Source organism: Streptomyces sudanensis, assembly GCF_023614315.1.
GTDB classification, from domain to species: Bacteria; Actinomycetota; Actinomycetes; order Streptomycetales; family Streptomycetaceae; genus Streptomyces; species Streptomyces sudanensis.
In genome coordinates, this window is the sequence record NZ_CP095474.1 from 588,784 (window position 1) to 602,824 (window position 14,041).

The 14,041-nt window shown below is 75.5% G+C and carries 12 protein-coding genes and 1 pseudogene; 5 read left to right on the forward strand and 8 right to left on the reverse strand.

The features are described 5' to 3' along the window. Positions 1-158 precede the first annotated feature (158 nt). A complete protein-coding gene (locus tag MW084_RS02525; RefSeq protein WP_010468653.1) occupies positions 159-770 on the forward strand; it encodes a hemerythrin domain-containing protein in 612 nt (203 codons plus the stop codon). Between the two features lie 322 nt (positions 771-1,092). Here the strand turns inward: MW084_RS02525 and MW084_RS02530 are convergent, their stop codons facing one another. Further along, positions 1,093-1,944 (reverse strand): helix-turn-helix domain-containing protein, encoded by an 852-nt coding sequence (locus MW084_RS02530; protein ID WP_010468652.1) that lies wholly within the window; start codon positions 1,942-1,944, stop codon positions 1,093-1,095. A gap of 15 nt (positions 1,945-1,959) precedes the next feature. Next, on the reverse strand, positions 1,960-2,718 hold the full coding sequence (locus tag MW084_RS02535) for a DUF6879 family protein (RefSeq protein ID WP_029553294.1): 759 nt from the start codon (positions 2,716-2,718) through the stop codon (positions 1,960-1,962). 354 nt (positions 2,719-3,072) lie between these two features. Here MW084_RS02535 and MW084_RS02540 point away from each other — a divergent pair, with 354 nt between their 5' ends. The 3 genes from MW084_RS02540 (at position 3,073) to MW084_RS02550 (ending at position 5,687) form a co-directional block, all read left to right on the forward strand. Then, positions 3,073-3,573, forward strand: a complete 501-nt coding sequence (locus MW084_RS02540) for a hypothetical protein (protein ID WP_010468650.1) — start codon at positions 3,073-3,075, stop codon at positions 3,571-3,573. 65 nt (positions 3,574-3,638) lie between these two features. Continuing rightward, positions 3,639-4,295 (forward strand): class I SAM-dependent DNA methyltransferase, encoded by a 657-nt coding sequence (locus MW084_RS02545; protein WP_010468648.1) that lies wholly within the window; start codon positions 3,639-3,641, stop codon positions 4,293-4,295. A 423-nt stretch (positions 4,296-4,718) separates the two neighbouring features. Next, a complete protein-coding gene (locus MW084_RS02550; protein ID WP_010468646.1) occupies positions 4,719-5,687 on the forward strand; it encodes a CpaE/TadZ family protein in 969 nt (322 codons plus the stop codon). Positions 5,688-5,704: 17 nt separating this feature from the next. Here MW084_RS02550 and MW084_RS02555 read toward each other — a convergent pair whose 3' ends face one another. The 6 genes and pseudogenes from MW084_RS02555 to MW084_RS02580 form a co-directional block, all read right to left on the reverse strand. Continuing rightward, positions 5,705-6,952: an ABC transporter substrate-binding protein gene (locus MW084_RS02555; protein WP_010468644.1), complete on the reverse strand. Its 1,248-nt coding sequence runs from the start codon at positions 6,950-6,952 to the stop codon at positions 5,705-5,707. After that, positions 6,949-7,875 carry a hypothetical protein gene (locus tag MW084_RS02560; RefSeq protein WP_010468643.1) on the reverse strand — a complete coding sequence of 309 codons (927 nt, stop codon included), beginning with the start codon at positions 7,873-7,875 and terminating at the stop codon, positions 6,949-6,951. Before MW084_RS02560 ends, MW084_RS02555 begins: the two co-directional genes overlap by 4 nt. Further along, positions 7,872-9,344 carry a VWA domain-containing protein gene (locus MW084_RS02565; RefSeq protein WP_050986717.1) on the reverse strand — a complete coding sequence of 491 codons (1,473 nt, stop codon included), beginning with the start codon at positions 9,342-9,344 and terminating at the stop codon, positions 7,872-7,874. The genes MW084_RS02560 and MW084_RS02565 overlap by 4 nt, the downstream gene beginning before the upstream one ends. 82 nt (positions 9,345-9,426) lie before the next feature. Beyond that, on the reverse strand, positions 9,427-10,682 hold a 1,256-nt coding region (locus MW084_RS02570), incomplete at its 5' end, for a tetratricopeptide repeat protein (protein WP_275563449.1). Position 10,683: 1 nt separating this feature from the next. Then, positions 10,684-11,523, reverse strand: a pseudogene (locus MW084_RS02575) (protein kinase domain-containing protein); the annotation flags it as partial. Between the two features lie 218 nt (positions 11,524-11,741). Beyond that, entirely contained in the window at positions 11,742-13,466 is a 1,725-nt protein-coding gene (locus MW084_RS02580; RefSeq protein WP_010468636.1) for a trypsin-like peptidase domain-containing protein, read from the reverse strand. 79 nt (positions 13,467-13,545) lie between these two features. Between MW084_RS02580 and MW084_RS02585 the strand changes: the two genes are divergently transcribed. Then, positions 13,546-13,863 carry a trypco2 family protein gene (locus tag MW084_RS02585; protein WP_010468635.1) on the forward strand — a complete coding sequence of 106 codons (318 nt, stop codon included), beginning with the start codon at positions 13,546-13,548 and terminating at the stop codon, positions 13,861-13,863. Positions 13,864-14,041: the final 178 nt, after the last annotated feature.

The following is a 14,041-nucleotide window of genomic DNA, read 5'->3' on the forward strand; positions in this document are numbered from 1 at the left end:
GCCCCGCGCCCCGCCCCCGCCGGGGCGGCGGGGGGCNNNCCCGGNGNGGGCNGNGCGCGGGGCCGTTCGGGGGAGAATCCTTTGGCGGTGCATCTTTCGGGGCTCCGGGGAAACGCGAGGTTCGGCACGTTGGGGCGTCGAATGCGAAGGGGTCCGCCATGGCCGATGACGTCATCGAAATGATCAAGACCGACCACCGCGAGCTGGATCGTCTCCTGGAGATGATGCAGAAGGACAGGGATTCGCGGCCGCTGGCGCTGCCGCTCGCCGTGGCCATGCTGGAGGCGCACAGCCGAGCCGAGGAGGAGCACGTCTACCCGGTGCTCGTGAAGCAGGCCGGGGAGAAGGAGGAGACCCGGCACGCCACCGAGGAGCACCACGAGGCGGAGCAGCTGGGCAAGCGCCTGCTGGAGATGGACTGGGAGAGCGAGGAGTTCGACCAGGGGCTGGAGAAGTGGATCGACGCCGTGCGCCACCACGTCGAGGAGGAGGAGCAGGAGCTGCTCGTCTCGCTCGGCGAGGCCCTGGACTCCGAGGAACTGCGCGAACTCGGGCTGCGGTTCGCCGGGCAGCGGTCCGAGGAGATCGCGGGCAAGGCGCTCGGCGGGAACGGTGGCGCCTCCGGCTCCTCCGGCGGCGGCCGGAGTGGCGAGGGGATCACGCGCGAGGAACTGTACGCCAAGGCACGCGAGCTGGGCGTCGAGGGGCGGTCCTCGATGAACAAGGGCGAGCTGGAGGAGCAGGTCCGCAAGGCGGAGGGCGAAGCCTAGGACCGGCGACCGGTGCCGCACCCGGTGCCGGTCGCCGGGTGCGGGAGCGGGCCTGGAAACCGGGCTTGGGCCGGGCCGGTACCGGGTTCGCGGCGGGCACCGCGCACGCTGTCCGAACCGCGCGGTGCCCGTCACCCGGACACCCGGGCTTTCCGGAGACGGCGGCCTCCCGGCCGAGGAAGCCCGTCGCTCCGCCGGCCCTCGCGTGGACGGCCGGCTCCCGGCCACTCGTCCTGTCTGGCCGGATGGTGCGGGAGCGTTCGGCACCACCGGCGCGAGCCGTCGGGATCGGCCGGAGGCGTCCGTCCGTCGGGCAGGGGCTTCAGCGGGGACTCAGCGCTCGCCTCGCCGCACTGATGCGGTTCTGGGCGTCGGCGCCGTACACGGCGGATTCGCGCAGGGTTCTCCAGGTCCGCAGGTACGTGCCGACGCTCGCCTCGTCGTCGATCCACAACTCCGCGTGCCAGTTCTCTACGATCACCTGGCGGTCGTCGTAGATCCAGAAGGCGGTGGCCGGGGGGATCTTGAGCGGGGAGGACAGCGGGACGATCCCCAGCTCGACCGTGTCCAGGCCGATGGCTCCCGCGAGACGGTCAAGCTGGGCCGCAAGCACCGACGGTGGGCAGATCAAGGCGTGGAGGGCGGCTTCCCACAGGAGGAGGTGGAAGCGCTTCGAGGAGTCGTACAGCGCCTCCTGCCTCTTCATGCGGGACCGGACCGCCTGCTCGGTGTCGTGTGGCGACCGCTGGAGTTCCGCGTATCTCGTGAAGACCGACCGGGCGTAGTCCGGGGTCTGGAGGATCCCGAAGATCATGGAGGATTCCCAGCCGCGGAAGACCGAGGCGTCGGCATGAGCGTTCAGGTGGGTGTCCTGGACCGCCCTGTGCCCCGAGGCCAACTGGCGTCGCCATGACCTGACGTGGGACTCGAAGCCCTTCAGGCATGCGACCAGTTCGTCGTACGCCTCCGGCTGACCGGTTGCCTCGGCCCATTTGCGCAGGTCATCGGGCGTTGGAGTCTGTTTGCCGTTCTCCAGTCTGCTGACCTTGGACTTGTTCCACGCGCACCGCTCGGCGAGCCCGGAACCGGTGAGCCGGCCTCCGGGGGCGGAGAGCCGGAGTTCGCGCAACCGTACTCCGAGCGCTTCCCGCGCCTGCTGGTAGTCCGTGCTCACCGGTACACACCTGCCTCAGTCCTCCTTCGCGGTCAGCCGTGCCGCGAACTCCTGGTAGGGAACGGCATGGTGCAGCGCCGCGTCACGCACCATGGCGTACCGCAGCACCGCGGCGGGTTCCGTGATCAACTCGACGCCGACCAGGTTGTCGGCGTCGTCGAAGTCGAGGAGTGCGACCAGCCGGGAGTCGAAGATCCAGAAATCCTCGGCGGGCAGACCGAGGCGGTCGGCGTCCTCTCGCCACAGGTTGTGGATCTTCTCCCCTACGGCGCTGTTGCGACGCGCGTTGTCGAGCAGATAGAGCTGGCCGATCGTCGGCGGGCTGTCGACGACGCGGACACGCTCGAACCGCTTGCCGAGCCCCGCCTGCTCGCGGCGCTCCGCGCACCATTCCGCGTCGGCCCCCTCCCAGTCGACGGGCTCACCGCGCACGAACTGGGCGTAGGTGTCGGTGAGCTCGTCCGACGCGTAGCGGCGACGCGTCTCCAGGCGCCAGGCCGTGTACGCGAACTGCGTGAAGAGCCGGTCGAACTCGTCCAGCGCGATGGTGTCGGGCACGCGGACGGCCTCTTTCGGGCCGAAGTCGACCAGCAGCTCGCGCGGCACCATGATGGGCACCTCGCCCTCGTTCAGGTGCCGAAGCCGGGCGATGTCGTCCGGGTCGGTGAGAGCCGGGCCGTGCACGACGATCTCGCCCGTGTCGAGGTCTTCGTGGATCGACGGGCATCCGTTGACACCGCTGCCCGTGCCGTTGAAACGCAGTCGTCGGGCCATGGTCACGTCCTTCCTCCGGGGGACCGGCCCCCAGGCTTCCACAAGGCCGGGGTCCGGACCCGGGCTTCGGCCGCCTCGAATCGGCAACCTCGCGCAACCTCACCAAGGGTCCGAGCAACTCCGCGCAACCTCCATGGCGTCCGGCAACTCCCTTTTCGTACCGTCGTGTTCGTGGCCGGGGCACCGGTACCGGCCCACCGCCCCCGAGCACCCCGCCCCCGTCGGGTCACCCGGTCGTCCTCGCCGGGGCGGGACCCGCGCGTCGTCCGCGCCGCATGTCCGGCCCCTGGGCGGGCCGACGGGCGGAGGGGGCTCGCACCGGAACAGCACGACCCGCCTGCGAAGGAGCAGTCCATGACCGTCACGCTCGACCAGCTCACCGGCACCCGCACGCGGGACCCGAAGGAACTGCTGAACGCCGTCCAGCCCCACGTCAGGCACCTGCCGGTCAACGTGCTGGACGGCGGCATGACCCTCTGGGATCGCGAGGTGGCCCTGCTGCTGCGCGATCACACGATGGTCCGCGACATGGCCGAGCGCGTCCTCGGCAACGCCGTCATGTACACCATCGGCTGCATGGAGCACCCGGAGGTCCACCTTGGGGTCGGTAAGCTCGTCGACATCGGCGTCCATCAGCTCATCCTCGACACACCGGTGTGGTGGGCCCTCTGCGACGTGTACAACGAGGGCCGCTACAAGCACCACGCCCCGTTCGTCGAGCGCCGGCGGGACGGCCTGTGCCTGCGTACGGCGGACTTCCTGAGGTCCATCGGCTTCGATGTCGACGAGGAGCTGTGGGCGATCGACGGCACGGACTGCTCACCGTGTGACGACAAGGTCCCTGACAGCCACTGAACACCCCCGCGCCGGCCCCGGTCCCCCGAAGGACGGGGGCCGGCCCTTGTGAACGAGGAATCGCCTTGCCCGCACGACACGACATCGCCGCCGAGACGGAGCTGTGGGACACCTTCGCCGCCTCCGCCTTCAAGGACGACGCCGAGCCGGGCTTCTGCTGGACGCAGTACGCCGGTCACGGGCCCGGCCCGGAGCTGCTGGGCGACCCGCGCCGCGTCCTGGAGATCGGCTGCGGGACCGGCCGGGCCCTCGTCCACCTCGCGCAGCGCGGCATCGCCGCCCGGGGCGTCGACCTGTCCCCCGTCATGGTCGAGAAGACCACCGCGAAATGGCGCGGCACCGGCGCGGAGTTCGTGTGCGCCGAGGTCCTGGAGTACCTGAGCGGGCACGAGGAGGTGTACGACGCCGTCTACTCGATCTTCGGAGCGGCCTGGTTCACCGACCCGGGCCGTCTCTTCCCCCTCGTCCGCCGGAGGCTCGGGCCCGGTGGTGTCTTCGTGTTCTCGCAGCCGCCGGCCATCCCCGGCGCGTACGGGCCGCAGGGCATGTACAAGGGGGGCTTCGCCGGAAAGGCGATGTTCACCTATCGCTACAGCTATCGACCGGCCGTCTGGGAGCGCCTGCTGACCCGCGCCGGGTTCGCCACGGCCGACGCGCGGGTCCTCGACGCGCCTCACGCGGGGCACATCGGGACGCTCCTCGTACGCGCGGTCGCTCCCTGACCGAGCGGCGGCGGGACGGACCGGTCGCCGCGTGGGGCGGTGACGCCGGTGCGCCCGCCCGGCACTCCTCCGCCCCANNCCCCTTGCATTCCCCCGACTTGAGGGCGTCCCGCCGTCGCCGGGGTCGTCCGGGGGCGGCTTCTTCCGTACCCCGTGCGGGTGGTGGCCGGTGGTAGGTTCGAACGCGTGAGTGCAGTGGGGGCCGCCGCGGCGCGGGCGGGGACGGAAGCCGGGCGGGGGCGCCGTACGTGCGGGGCCGCCGGGACGGCCGCCGTCGCGCCGCCGGGCGCGCCCGTNCGTGCCCCGGGCGCCCGGTGGCACGCGCGGCCGCGGAAGAGCGGCGGCCCGCCNCGGGCCGCCGGTTCCCGCGCGCTGCCCCCGCTCGCCACCGGTGTCCCCGGCACCCCCGCTTAGGAGTACGGCATGACTCACGGCGACCACCTGATGCGCAGGCCGTACGTCCCCCTGCCCGCGCCCGAATCCGTGCCCACCGTCGACCCGCGGCTCTCCTCCGCCCTGGGGCGGCCCCAGCACGGCGACTCGGCGGCGCGGCGGGCCGGGCGGTCGCTGCGCGGGCTCGCGCCGGCCGTCAGCCGGCAGGTGGTGGAGGAGGGCCGCGCCGGGCGGGAGGTCCGGCTGCCCGTGCCCAGCGGGCGGGTCATCGCCGTGACGTCGATCCGCGGCGGGGTCGGCAAGTCGACGGTCGCCGCGCTCCTGGGCCGTACGTTCACCCGCTACCGGCCCGACCCGGTGCTGACCCTGGAGGCCGACGCCGCGCTGGGCACGCTCGCCGTGCGGATGGGCGCCCCGTCCGTGCGGTGGTCCTGCCCCGAGCTGGCGCGCATCCTGACGCCCCGGATGGACCTGAACGACATCACCGGGTACCTCGTCCCCGTCACCGACGGCGGCTGGCTGCTCCCGGCGAGCCAGGGGCGCGTCGGACCACCGTTGGACGTGCCGACGTACCGGACGGTGTCGCTGGCGCTGCGCCGGCACTTCGCGGTGACCGTGGTGGACTGCGAGACGCTGCCCGGCGAGGTCGCCCGGACGGCGATGGACACGGCGCACGCCCGGGTGATCGTCGCGCCGCGCACCGCGGAGGGCGTGGGCGGCACCCGGGTCGTGCTGGACTGGCTGGGCGGGCTGCCGCACCGCCGGGCGATCGACAGCACCGTCGTGGTGCTGACGTCCAACGCCCCCGACATGACCCTCGACGCGAAGGCGGCCGTCGCGCACCTGCGGGAACCGGGCGTGACGGTGCTGGTGTTGCCGTACGACCGGCACCTCGCGCAGGGCGGGCCGATCCACCCGGCGAGGCTCGCCCGCGCCACGCACGACGCGGCCGTCGGCCTCGCCGGGGAGGCGCTGCGGCGGGCCCTCGGGGCGCGCTGAGGGCCGGCGGGCCGGGCTCAGCCGCCGCTGCCGCACACCGACGGCAGCCACGCCGCGTCCCGGTGCCGCACGCGGACCTCCTCCAGCGTCGCGAGTTGCGCGGACAGCTCCCCGGGGTCGGTCAGGAACCGCAGCGCCGCCCGCTGGAAGGCGTCGCGCATCGCCGGGGGCATCGCGTCGGAGGCGTCCCAGCAGCGCATCGTGCCGCGTCCGCGCAGGGTCGCGTCGATGCGGGCGGCCATCGGGTCGGCGTCGTACCTGCCGGCGGGGACGGCCCGGTTGGCGGTGAAGCCGAGCTGGGCCGTGCCGGGGTCGGCGAGGTGGCGGATCAGCGCCCGCGCCTCGGGGGTGTCGCGCAGCATGGCCGCCAGGTCGCCGGACACCTCCCACGCCGTCACGTCCCGGCGGGCGCCGGGGATCACCGCCCCGGCGTGGACGTAGCGGCCGTGCGCCGCGGTCCAGTGCGAGCCGGAGCGGACGAACGCCGCCTGGTGCTCCAGCCGCTGGTCCGCGCAGGCGGGGTCCTCGCCGCTCCACGGGTCCTGGTAGGGGGCGAGGAGCATCCGCCCGGTGCGCCGCCGGTCGCCCGCGCCGACGAGGTCGCCCCAGGTGGTCCACGCGTCGCGCACGGCCGGGTGGGTCCAGGGGAGGCGGCCGGTCGCCCACTTCTGGTACGTGTCCCGGCCGGCCCGCTGGAGCAGGACGTCCTCCACCCAGTCGGTGCCCGGCCAGCCGGAGGTGGCGCCGGACTCCATCGCCAGGCACCACTCCCCCGGGTCGCGGGCGATGCGGGCGACCTCGGCCTCGGGGAGGGCGCCGGGGTGCCACACCATGCTCTTCAGGTCGGCCTTCACGGGCACCCAGTGGACGCCGCCGGCCAGTTCGGGCGCCCACACCGGGTCGTAGTGGCCGGGGTCGAACAGGCCGTCCAGGGGTTCGAGCCGGCCCTGGGCCGCGTACTCCGCGAGTTCGCCCGGTCCGGGCATGACGACCACGTCGGGGGGCGTGCCGGACGCCACGTCGGCGGCGAGCACCTGGCTCTCGGCGGAACTCCCCTGGTACACGACGCGGATGCGGTGCTTCCGCTCGAAGGGGGCGAGCACGTCGCGGCGGAACCGCTCCTCGTCGCCGCCGGTCCAGTTGCCCAGCAGCGTGACGGAGCCCTCCCAGCGGCGCGACCACCACTCCACTCCCGCGACCGCGCAGGCGGCGAGCAGCGCCAGGCAGAGCGCCACGGCGGTGTACGTGCGCCGGCGGCCGGTCATCGGCGCGTCCTGACGCGGTACTCGGCGATGCGCGGCAGCAGGCCGCTCACGGTCAGGGCCACCAGGGCCGCTCCTCCCACCGGTATCCAGTCGGCCACCGCGGCCCGCGCGTCCGCGTCGGCCAGGTGCCGCGCGATGCGTGCCCCCGCCGCCGCGATGCCGTCGCCGGCCGGGGCGGTCCCCAGTTCGCGCAGCGCGGCCCGGGTGCCGGCGAGCGTGCGATGGGTGAGCCATGCCAGGACCGCGGCGCCCGCGAGCCACAGCGCCGCCGCGGCCGACAGCGGCGGGTCGGCCGGGCGTCGGAAGCGGCGGCGGGTGAAGAGGTGCACCTCCCACAGGGCGGCGCACAGGGCGGTGAACAGCACGCCGGCGACCGCCCAGGCCAGGGCCAGCGGCCATTCGGCCGTGGCCTGCTCCTCGGCCACGGCCAGTTGCTGCGCGCGCAGTTCGGCGAGACGGCCCATGATGTCCTCGTCGGTGTCGGGGGCTTCGAGGACGCGGTTGGCGTAGTGCAGGTAGGCGGTGCGCAGCGGGGAGCCGCCGGGTTCGCGGCCCGCCTGCTCGACCCAGCCGGAGTAGACGGCGATCAGTCCGGTGACGGTCTGCAGGGTGCGGCGGCCGGCGAGACCGGTGACGTTCTCGGAGGCCGCCAGGGCGAGCGCCTGGTGGGCGACGGAGACACGGGTGTGGAACGCGCCGGTGCCGGCGTCCTCCAGCCCGGCCTCGGGCACGGACTCGCGGGCCAGGAGGAGGGCGGACCTGGCGGTGTCGACGGCGAGGACGCCGGGGGCGCTGGAGGAGGCGAGCCGGGCCGCGTCGTGGTGGACGGCCCGGAAGGCGCCGAACACGACGAGCGTCGTGGCCAGTCCCAGGGCGAGCAGCAGGGACAGCCGGACGCGCAGGTCCTTCGCGGTGGTGCTCATGGCCGCTCCCGGAGGGGGTGGCCGCAGCGGGGGCAGAACCGGGCGTCGGCCGGGACCCGCCCGGCGCACTCGGGGCACGGGACGATGGCGGTGGGCGCCCCGCCGGGACCGCCCGGCGGATCGTCGTCCGCGCCGGGGCCGTAGGTGCTGTGGCTGCTGGCGGTGATCAGGTGCTGGAAGTCGACGGGGTTCAGGTCGGGGCGGAGCCGGACCCGTCCGGCGGCGGCGTCCACGACCTCCACCAGCCGTTCGAAGTCGGCGAGCGGCCGGGCCGCGCCGACGGTGTGAGCGAGCCGGACGCCGCGGCCGAGGTGGTGCTCGGCCTCCTCGCGGTCACCCCTGCGGTGGGCGTCGGCCGCGGCGGCGACGGCCCGGCCGAGCTGCCCGTACAGCTGGAAGTGGGCGACCTGGGCGTCGGTGTGGCGGGAGAGCGCCGGGTCCTCCGTCCAGTGGACGACGCAGGGGCGCGGGGGCGGCAGGCGCAGGCCGTGGCCGGCGGTGGGCGCGGTGAGGGAGACGACGGCCAGTTGCAGGTCCTCGTGGCGGGGGCGGCCGGCGGGGTCGGCGGAGAGGCACAGGTGGTACCGGCGGGTCTCCTCGCCCCAGGCGCGGGTGGTGTAGCGGTGCGTGCCGCCGGGTCCGGGCAGGACGGCGGGCTCCAGGTCGACCTCCGTGGGGAAGACCTGCTTGAGGTAGCGGACCGTGGTGCCCGGTACGGGCGCGACCTCGATGGCCAGTTCGGGGACGGTCTTGGCGAGGAGCCGCGCGGTCAGCTTCTCGTACTCGCCGGGCAGCTCGGCCTCCTCCCGCACGGCGTGCGCGGAGCCGTGCAGCCGGCGGGTGATCCGCAGCAGTTCACGGGCATCCCATCCGTCGCCGATGCCCCAGGCGTCGCAGACGAACCGGCCCTCGCAGGCGTCGAGCACGGCGTCGAGCGGCATCTCCTCGTCGTGCTGGTTCCTGCCGTCCGTCAGGAGCAGGACGTGGCCGATGGGCGCGTCCTGCTCGGTGAGGAGCCGGCCGGCGAGGTCGAGCCAGGCGCCGATGCAGGTGCCCCCGCCGGCCGCGAGGGCGTGGAGGGCGGAGTGGGCCCGCCGGCGGTGCTCGTCGGACGAGACGGCCATCCGCTCGGCCGCCGGGTAGGCCATGGCGGCGCCCTCGGTGCCCTGGACGACGGCGAAGGGGGTGCCGGCCGGCAGCATCCGGACCGCGGCGGCGGCGGCCTGGCGGGCGGCGCGGAACTTCTCCTGCGGCCAGGTCATCGAGCTGGAGCAGTCGACGACCAGGACCTCGGCGAGCAGCGGGGCGCCTCCCGGCCCGCCCGCCGCGCCTCCCACCCCGTCCACCCGGACGGTCAGGACGACGTGCATCTCCCGGTCGCGGGCCTCCGCGGACAGGTACTTCCACTGGCTGGTCTCCAGGCCGGCCGACGCGCCCGCCGCGCCGCTCCGGGTGCTTTCCGGTGCCATGTGCCTCGTGTCCCCCTCGTCGCTCGTCACCCGCGTCCGCCCCTGGCGGCCTTCCCGTCCGTCGCGCCCGTCCACCGGTCCCTCAGCCCCGTCTCCCGCCGCGCCTCCCGACCGGTGGGAACCACCGCCGGGGCGGCGGGAGGACCGCGTACGACCGGTCCAGCAGGGCGCCGCGGAGGGCGCCGTCGCGCGTCTGGTCGGCCAGGGTCCGCAGGGAGCGGGAGAGCAGGCGGCTCAGCGCCGGGACGTCGTCCCGCGGGCCGAACACCTCCCCGGCGGGGAAGCCGATGCCCCATCCGGCGGGCGGCCGGCAGGCGAGCGCGTTCTCCCGCACCTCGGTGACGAGGCGGTCCCGGGCCGCGTCGTCCTCGCCGGTGCGGGCCGGCTCCGCGAGCCGCTCGGCCGCCTCCCACAGGTCCGCCGCGGTGGGGCCGCCGCCCGGCAGGCGGCCGGCGAGCACGCGGACGGCGGCGACGCGGGCCGCGTCGTGGTGGCGGGAGGTGGTGGGCACCGCGTCGAGGACGGCGACGGCCCCCCGCCGGTCGCCCCGCCGCAGGTGGACCCGCACCAGGCCGAACGCCGCGCTGCCCTGCGTGCGGTCGCGCTGCCAGACCGCCTCGTAGTAGTCCCGCGTCCGCTGCTCGTCGGCGTCGAGGTGCTCGGCGCAGTAGCCGAGCGCCAGCTTGGGCGCCCACTCCCCGGGCAGCGCCGCGTAGACCGCGGCGAACTCCTCCTCGGCCGGCTTGACCTGGCCCTCCGCCAGGCGCAGCAGTCCGCGGTGCCAGGGGATCCGCCAGTCGTACGCGCCCGCGCCCAGCCGTCCGGCGGTGGCCAGCCACCGCTCGGCCTCGTCGTGCGCGCCCCGGTCCGCGTAGGCGCGGCACAGCCACAGGGCGGTCTCGGCCGTGCCGAACGCCGGGTCGTGCGCGGCCCGTTCGGCGACGCGCTCGGGGCTGCCGGCGGCGAGTCCGCCGAGGAGGACGGCGGCCGGGTCGTCCGGGTCGGGGACGGGGACGGGCAGGCCCCGCGCGACCTCCCGGGGGTCCGGCGCCCCCACGGGGAGGGTGCGCGGGCCGTCCGGGGCCGCGCCCGCCCAGTGGGCGGGGTCCGGGACCGTGCCGAGGGCGGAGCCGAACAGCGCCGCGGTGGGCGCGAACCGGGTGGAGCGCTCCGGGTAGGGCTCGTGCCAGGTCAGGGCCTGGTGTTCGCGCAGCACCTCCCACAGCTGGCGGGACATCTCGGCGGCCGAGGCGAACCGCGCGGCCGACTCGGAGTGGGTGGCGCGGCGGACGAGCGCCTCGAAGGAGCGGGCGGCGAGCCCGGGGGCGGGGGCGGCGCNGGCGGCGAGGGCCTGGAGGGTGCGGCCGACGGTGTACAGGTCGGTGTCGACGTGGAAGCCGCGCCGGTCGCGCTCCTCCTTCGGCGGGGCGTAGTCCCGGGTGTAGACCAGGCCGGAGGCGTGGTCGTCGACGCGGCGGATGGCCCCGAGGTCGATGACCTTGATGTCACGGCCGTAGTGGATGACGTTGTCGGGTTTCATGTCGCAGTACAGCAGGCCCTGGTCGTGGAGGTACTCCAGGGCGCCGAGGATCTTGCAGCCGTAGGTGAGGACGTGGTCGATCCCGAAGGGCCGGCCGAAGACCTCCGTCAGCTCCTCGTCGGAGGCGTAGCGGATCCAGGCGAGGGAGCGGCCGGCGACGTACTCCATGACGATGTAGCCGATCGGCTCGTCGTCGCCGGGCGCCCGGTGCTGGACGTGGGTGATGATGCGGACGATGTCCCGGTGGTGGAGCGTGGTGAGGGAGCGGCGCTCCTCGACCGCGGAGCGGCGGGCCACGGCGTCGCTGGTGTTGATCAGGCCCTTGAGGACGACGAGGTGGTCGGGGACCTCGGTGTCCTCGGCGAGGTAGACCCAGCCCATGCCGCCGGCGGCGAGGTAGCCGAGGACGCGGTAGTGGCCGCCGACGGTGTCGCCCGGGCGGAGGCGGGGCTCGAACGAGTAGGGCCGGCCGCACTGGGGGCAGAAGCCGCGGTCGGGGGCGGGGCCGCCGTCGTAGGCGACGCCGATGGTGCCGGTGCAGTTCCCGAAGCCGCAGCGGCGTCCGCCGGTGGGTGGGCGGGCGGTGGTGGCCGCGGCGACACCGGGGTCGGGGGCGTCGATGTGCGGGAGGAGGACCAGTCCGTCGCGGTCGAGCGGGGCCGGCCCGGCGGGCGTCGGACGCCGCTCGGCGGAACCGGAGCCGCCGGNNCCCGACGCGCCGGTGGCGGAGGCGGTGGCGGCGGCGGTGGCGGCGGTCGGGTCGGCCGGGGGCAGGCGGTGGCAGGTGTTGCAGAAACCGGTGGTCATGACCGTGCCGGTGCAGCCCGGCCGGATGCAGGGGGTGGCGGTGGATGTCGTCATGAGGGTGCGGCACCTCCTCGTTCCCGCGGGTCCCGTGCGCGTCCGGAGCGGTCGGCCCGCTCGACGAGGCGGACGTACCCGTCGACGGCCTCCTCGGCGGCGGGCACGTCGCAGGGGCGGGCGCGCAGCAGCCGGTGGGCGTGCCGGTAGAGGCTGTCGGTCTCCAGGTCCTCGGCGCCCTCGGTGAGGCTCCGGTGGAGGGCGTGGTAGGCGTCGAGCCGGCCGGCGAGTTCGCCGCGGCGGCGGCGCAGGGCGTCGAGGCGCTCGGCGGCGGCGCGGAGGCGGGCGTCCAGCCGGTCGGCGAGCCGCTCGAAGGCGGCCAGGTCGGGGCCCTCGCCGGGCGCGGCGGGCGGCTCGGCGCCGGCCAGGAGGTGCAGGGCGCCGCCGGCCCGGTAGAGGGCGTCGTGGACGGAGTCGGGATCGTCGGTCCGTACGGCCGCCATGGCCTCGCCGAGGGACGCGGCGAGCGGTCCGGTGATCTCCCCGAGCCGGGCGAGGAGGCGGTCGCGGCGCTCCCGGGCGGGCCGGACGAGCAGGTCGGAGCGGGCGCGTTCGTAGCAGGGGCCGGTCTCGTGGAAGACGAGGAGGAGGCGGCTGCCGCCTTCCGCGAGGACGGTGAGGAGGTCGAGGAGGGCGGGCGGGTCGACGGCCCGGTCGACGCCGACGACGACGAGGGTGAGGGCGACGCCCCCGGTCCTGATCCGCTCGACGGCCGGGTCGGCGGGGTGCTGCCACAGGCCCATGCGTTCCGCGACGCGTTCGGCGGTCTCGGCGGCGGTGACGCCGGTGACGTCGAGGGCCAGGTCGTGCCCGCCGGCCGAGGGGACGGTGCCCGGCGGGTCGTGGGAGGCCCGGCCGACCGAGGCGGCGGTGCGTAACTCGCGGTCGGCGAGGGTGATGGCGCGGCGCAGGGTCGCGGCGCGGGTGTGGTCCCCGGGGCGCACGAGGCTGATCTTCACCTGCGCCCCGTCGCCGCGGAACCAGGCGGCGAGGCGCTGGGCGAACGGCTCGTCGAGGTCGCGGGCGGGCGGCCCGCCGACGACGCGGGAGCGGAGCCGGTCGTCGACGGCGGTGCGCCCGCGGGTCCACTCGGCGACCCGCGGCAGGTGCTGGACGATGGTCTCGGCGGGGCTCATGAACGAGAACGCGTTGCCGTGCCGGTCCTGCATGCCGGTGAGGACGATGCCGATGACCGCTCCGGTCAGGTCGTCGACGACACCGGCGCCGCTGCAGCCGGGGCTGGCCAGCTCGCCCGGGGTCTGCGGGCCGAGCTGGACCTGCCCGTCGCGTCCGCAGCCGCCGATGATGGTGGCGCGGAACCAGATGCCGCCGTTGTGCTCGTGGGGGAAGCCGTACATGCGGACCGTGCGGTTCGGCGCGGAGAGCCGGTGGAGGAAGACCGCCTCGTGGGCGGGCCGGGGGCGTTCGAGCCGCAGGAGGGCCACGTCGCCGCTGGGGTCGCCGTCCGCGTCGCGGGTCTCGGGGACGTGGGCATCCTCGTCGACCCAGGCGGTGACGGCGGGAACGTCGCGGCCGGGGGCGCCGACGAACTCGGCGGTGACGTGCGCGCCGGGGGCGACGACGTGGGCGCAGGTGAGGACGCGGTCGGGGCTCAGCAGGACGCCGGCGCCCGCGATCTCGCCGTTCCCCCACCGGATGCGGACCGCCCAGGGCGGGGTCTTCGAGGAAGGGTCGGCACTGATACCCCCGTCGGCCACCATGGGGCGAAACTATACGCGCGGCGCCCCTTTCCACCCCATACTTCTGACGATCCGGAGACTGCGAGCAGGGGGTTGCGCGATGGCGGACGGACAGGGCTTCGTCGGGTTGGCCGAGGTGGTGCGGCAGATCCGCGGGGAGTTGGAGAAGGCCCGCGACGAGGCGGAGGGCCGCGCGCTGGGGTTCAGCGTGGAGCGGGTGAACCTGGAGTTCACGGTGCAGGTGCACCGCTCCGGTTCCGGCCGCGGCGGGCTGCGCATCGGCGTGGTGACGGCCGAACTGGGCGGCCAGGTGGACCGCCAGACGACCCACCAGGTGCAGGTGGAGCTGGTCCCCGAGTACGAGGGCGGGCGCGTCCGCGTCGGCCGGGGCACGCCGCCACCGCCCGCCGCGCGCTGACGGCCGCGGCGCCGGGGCGGCCGGTACGGCGCCCCGGTCGGCGGTACGGCGGGCGGTGTGACNGGGGCCCGGCGGGCGCCCCGGCGGCCGGTACGGCGCCCCGGCGGGGTGCGCGCCCCGCCGGGCGCCGCCCGCGCCGGACGGGGCCGACGGCCGGATCGCGCCCCCGGCGCGTCCC